The organism is Clostridium sp. CAG:43 (assembly GCF_000434655.1).
GTDB lineage: Bacteria > Bacillota > Clostridia > Lachnospirales > Lachnospiraceae > Otoolea > Otoolea fessa.
Map to the genome: position 1 here is coordinate 3,000 of NZ_FR895093.1, position 3,954 is coordinate 6,953.

Annotated in this window: 4 protein-coding genes and 1 pseudogene; all 5 read left to right on the forward strand. The window is 51.3% G+C overall.

Annotated elements, in window-relative coordinates:
• Positions 1-189, forward strand: a pseudogene (locus tag QVO97_RS07440) (coproporphyrinogen III oxidase); the annotation flags it as partial.
• Between the two features lie 92 nt (positions 190-281).
• Positions 282-1,043, forward strand: coding sequence for a sulfite exporter TauE/SafE family protein (locus QVO97_RS07445; protein WP_022359721.1), 762 nt, complete (start codon positions 282-284; stop codon positions 1,041-1,043).
• Between the two features lie 273 nt (positions 1,044-1,316).
• A complete protein-coding gene (gene prmA / locus QVO97_RS07450; protein ID WP_022359722.1) occupies positions 1,317-2,273 on the forward strand; it encodes a 50S ribosomal protein L11 methyltransferase in 957 nt (318 codons plus the stop codon).
• A 2-nt stretch (positions 2,274-2,275) separates the two neighbouring features.
• Positions 2,276-3,010 (forward strand): 16S rRNA (uracil(1498)-N(3))-methyltransferase, encoded by a 735-nt coding sequence (locus QVO97_RS07455; RefSeq protein ID WP_022359723.1) that lies wholly within the window; start codon positions 2,276-2,278, stop codon positions 3,008-3,010.
• A 31-nt stretch (positions 3,011-3,041) separates the two neighbouring features.
• A partial coding sequence (locus QVO97_RS07460; RefSeq protein WP_288189312.1) for a cysteine desulfurase family protein occupies positions 3,042-3,954 on the forward strand: 913 nt, incomplete at its 3' end.

Sequence of the window (3,954 nt, forward strand, 5' to 3'; positions counted from 1 at the left end):
GGCGGCGTCCAGACGGCAGAGTTTGAACGCCGGTTTGGCGTGGCGATGGAAGCGGTGTACGGCGAGGTGATCGAGCGGCTTTTGAAAGAAGGATTGTTGGAAGCATCGGTCCAGACAGATAGCCATATCCGCCTGACTGAATATGGCTTGGATGTCAGTACCTATGCACTGGCGGAGTTTTTGCAATAAGAATAGAAATGTATGCCCGGAGTGCTTTTTGATTTCTGTTTTGCGACGGCAGGAGGAATTTGGGCGTGCATGAAAATTTTGGAGGATGTAGCATGGATTGCACGATACTGCAGTTTATAATCGTCTGCCCGATGGTATTTCTGGCAGGCTTTGTGGATGCGATCGCAGGGGGAGGCGGATTGATTTCACTTCCGGCGTACCTGATCGCCGGGGTTCCGACCCATATGGCGCTCGGAACCAACAAAATGAGTTCCATGATGGGAACGGCAATCGCGACCGGGCGGTTTGCCAAAAACGGTTACATACAGTTTAAGAAGGTGGTCTGGTTTATCGTGGCGGCGCTGATCGGTTCTTCGATCGGTTCGAACCTGACTCTGTTAGTCAGCGATAAGATTTTACAGTATATGATGATCGTGATTCTTCCGATTGTTGCATTTTATGTTATGCGGAATAAGAAAATGGGCGATGATTCGCTGGCGGGCACCCTGCCGGAGCGGAAATCATTTCTGATTGCTCTGGCATCCGCGCTGATCATCGGTATTTATGATGGTTTTTACGGACCGGGAACCGGAACTTTCCTGCTGCTGGTGCTCACAGGAGCGGCGCGCTATACGATGAAAGAGGCGGCGGGTACGACAAAGGCGATCAATCTTTCGTCTAATGTGGCGGCGTTTGTCACATTTGTGATTCACGGCAAGATCATTTACACGCTGGGGCTGGCTGCGGCGATCTGCAGTATTTTAGGAAATTATATCGGTTCCGGCCTGGTAATGGGAAATGGACAGAAGATCGTGCGCCCGCTGATTCTAGTGGTGCTGGCGATCCTGTTTGTGAAGATTTTATCGGGAAATTAGAAAAGAAAATTAAAACGATTAGGCGGATTCATTCGTTTGACAGTTACTGTTCACGCATACGTGCCCAGTAACGGAATTTGCCGTGGCTTCGCATTTAAATACGGCAAATTCCTGCTGCCACCACGTTTTCTTACGGCACTTTCGGTTTCAAAAGTGCCTACCTGTGAACAGTAACGTTTGACACATTTACAGTGAGAATGATGCAAAAATAGCTGCGTGATGAAACGTGAATATTTGGCTGATAAGTCGTTTCAATAAAGAGAGGTAACGAATATGAAATGGAAGAAATTTACGCTGACGACCACCACAGAGGCGGTGGATCTCATCAGCTACACATTGGATGAACTCGGCATCGAGGGCATTGAGATTGAGGACAATATCCCACTGACCGAGAAAGAGACGAAGGGAATGTTCATCGACATTCTGCCGGAGCTTCCGCCGGATGAGGGCGTGGCGAAGGTAAGTTTTTATCTCGATGAGGATGATGATATCCCGGCGATGATGGCGAAAGTCAAAGAGGCGCTGGAAGAATTGAAGCCGTTTACCGATCTGGGCGCCTGCACGTTTGCAGAATCCGAGACGGAGGATAAGGACTGGATCAACAACTGGAAACAGTATTTCAAACCGTTTACGGTCGATCACATCCTCATCAAGCCGACCTGGGAGACAGTGCCGGAGGAGCACAAGGACAAGCTGCTGATTCAGATCGATCCGGGTACGGCGTTTGGTACGGGCATGCATGAGACAACGCAGCTTTGCATCCGCCAGCTCGAGAAATACGTGACACCGGATTCAGAGGTGCTTGATGTCGGAACCGGAAGCGGTATCTTAGGCATCACGGCGTTAAAACTGGGCGCAAAACACGTATTTGGAACGGATCTGGATGAAAATGCAATCACAGCCGTTGGCGAGAATCTGGAAGCAAACGGAATCGCACCGGAGCAGTTCAAGGTCGTACAGGGCAACATCATCGACGATAAAACAGTGCAGGACGAGGTAAAATACGAGTATTACGACATTGCGGTTGCCAACATCCTGGCAGACGTTATCATCATGCTGCAGAAAGAGATCCCGGTTCATATTAAGAAAAATGGTATCTTCATCACATCGGGTATCATTGATATGAAGGAAGAGGCAGTCAAGGCGGCATTTGAGGCGAACGATGCCTTTGAGATTGTAGAGATTACCCATCAGGGCGAGTGGGTTTCTGTCACAGCGAGGAAGAAATAATCATGTACCATTTTTTTGTGGAACCGCACCAGATCGGGGCGGAAGAAATCCGGATTGAGGGCGCGGATGTCAACCATATCCGCAATGTTCTGCGGATGAAGCCGGGCGAGGAGATCCTGATCAGCAGCCGTGAGGGCGGCGACTATTTCTGCCGCGTGGAAAAACTGGAACCGGAGTATGTTTCGGCAAAGATTCTGGAAGAATGGGAAAACAAAGAGCTTCCGGCGCGGATTCACCTGTTCCAGGGGCTTCCGAAGGGCGATAAGATGGAACTGATCATCCAGAAGGCGGTGGAGCTGGGAGCATACCGGGTGGTTCCGGTCAGCATGAAGCGCTCGGTTGTCAAGCTGGATGCGAAAAAAGCGGACGCGAAGAGAAAACGCTGGAATGCGGTTTCTGAGAGCGCCGCGAAGCAGTCCAAGCGCAGCCTTATCCCGGAGGTGGCGCCGCTTATGAACTACAAAGAGGCGGTCAAAGAGGCAGCCGGGTACGATATGGTTCTTCTGCCATATGAGTCGGCGGACGGCATCCGGAAAACGAGGGAACTGCTGGCGTCGGTCAAGCCGGGTACGGATATTGCCGTTTTCATCGGTCCGGAGGGCGGTTTTGAGGACGAAGAAGTCGAGCTTGCCAGGGAAAACGGGGCGGAGATCGTAACGCTTGGAAAGAGAATTTTGCGGACGGAGACAGCAGGCTTGTGTATGCTGTCGGCACTGATGCTGCAGTTGGAAGTGTAATTGGAAAATTACAAAGGAGATAGAGATAAAAATGGAAGCCTATTTTGATAATTCAGCGACCACCAAGGTGCTGGACTGCGTAAAGGATGCGGTCGTTGATGCAATGTGCGTCAACTACGGAAACGCGGCGGCGAAGCACAGAAAAGGTGTGGAAGCAGAAAATTTGATTCGCGAGGCAAAGAAGGCGATCGCGGATACACTGAAAGTGCAGGAGAAGGAGATTCTCTTTACTTCTGGCGGAACAGAGTCGAACAATACGGCGCTGATCGGCACGGCGCTGGCAAACCGCAGAGCCGGAAAACACCTTATCACGACCGGTGTGGAACATCCGTCGATCTACAATACGATGTCATTTCTGGAGGAGATGGGCTTTGAGGTGACCTATCTTCCGGTCGATCATCTGGGGCATATTTCTCTGGAGGATCTGGAAAAAGCTATCCGCGAGGATACGATCCTGGTGTCTGTGATGTACGTCAATAACGAGGTCGGAGCAGTAGAGCCGATTGAGGCGATCGGCCAGTGCATCAAGAAGAAAAATCCGAAGACATTGTTCCATGTCGATGCGATCCAGGCATATGGAAAATATAAGATCCGTCCGAAAAAACAGGGAATTGACCTGCTTTCCGTCAGCGGACACAAGATCCATGCGCCGAAGGGCGTCGGATTCCTCTATATCCGCGACGGTGTCAAGATCCGCCCGATTCTGTTTGGCGGCGGCCAGCAGAAGGGCATGCGTTCCGGTACGGAAAATGTGCCGGGGTGTGTCGGACTCGGCGTGGCAGCACGCGAGGCGTACAAAGATTTTGATGCACGCATCGAAAAGCTGTATACACTCCGGGAGCACCTGATTGCGGGATTGAAACCGCTCGGCGGCGTCACCATCAACGGCAGTGAGGACCGCACCAACGCGCCGCAGATCGTCAGCGCCAGCTTTGAGGGCGTCC

Excerpts from the sequence above, each read along its gene's own strand:
- QVO97_RS07445 (WP_022359721.1), top strand. The coding sequence starts at position 282 with ATGGATTGCACGATACTGCAGTTTATAATCGTCTGCCCGATGGTATTT.
- prmA (WP_022359722.1), top strand. The coding sequence starts at position 1,317 with ATGAAATGGAAGAAATTTACGCTGACGACCACCACAGAGGCGGTGGAT.
- QVO97_RS07455 (WP_022359723.1), top strand. The coding sequence starts at position 2,276 with ATGTACCATTTTTTTGTGGAACCGCACCAGATCGGGGCGGAAGAAATC.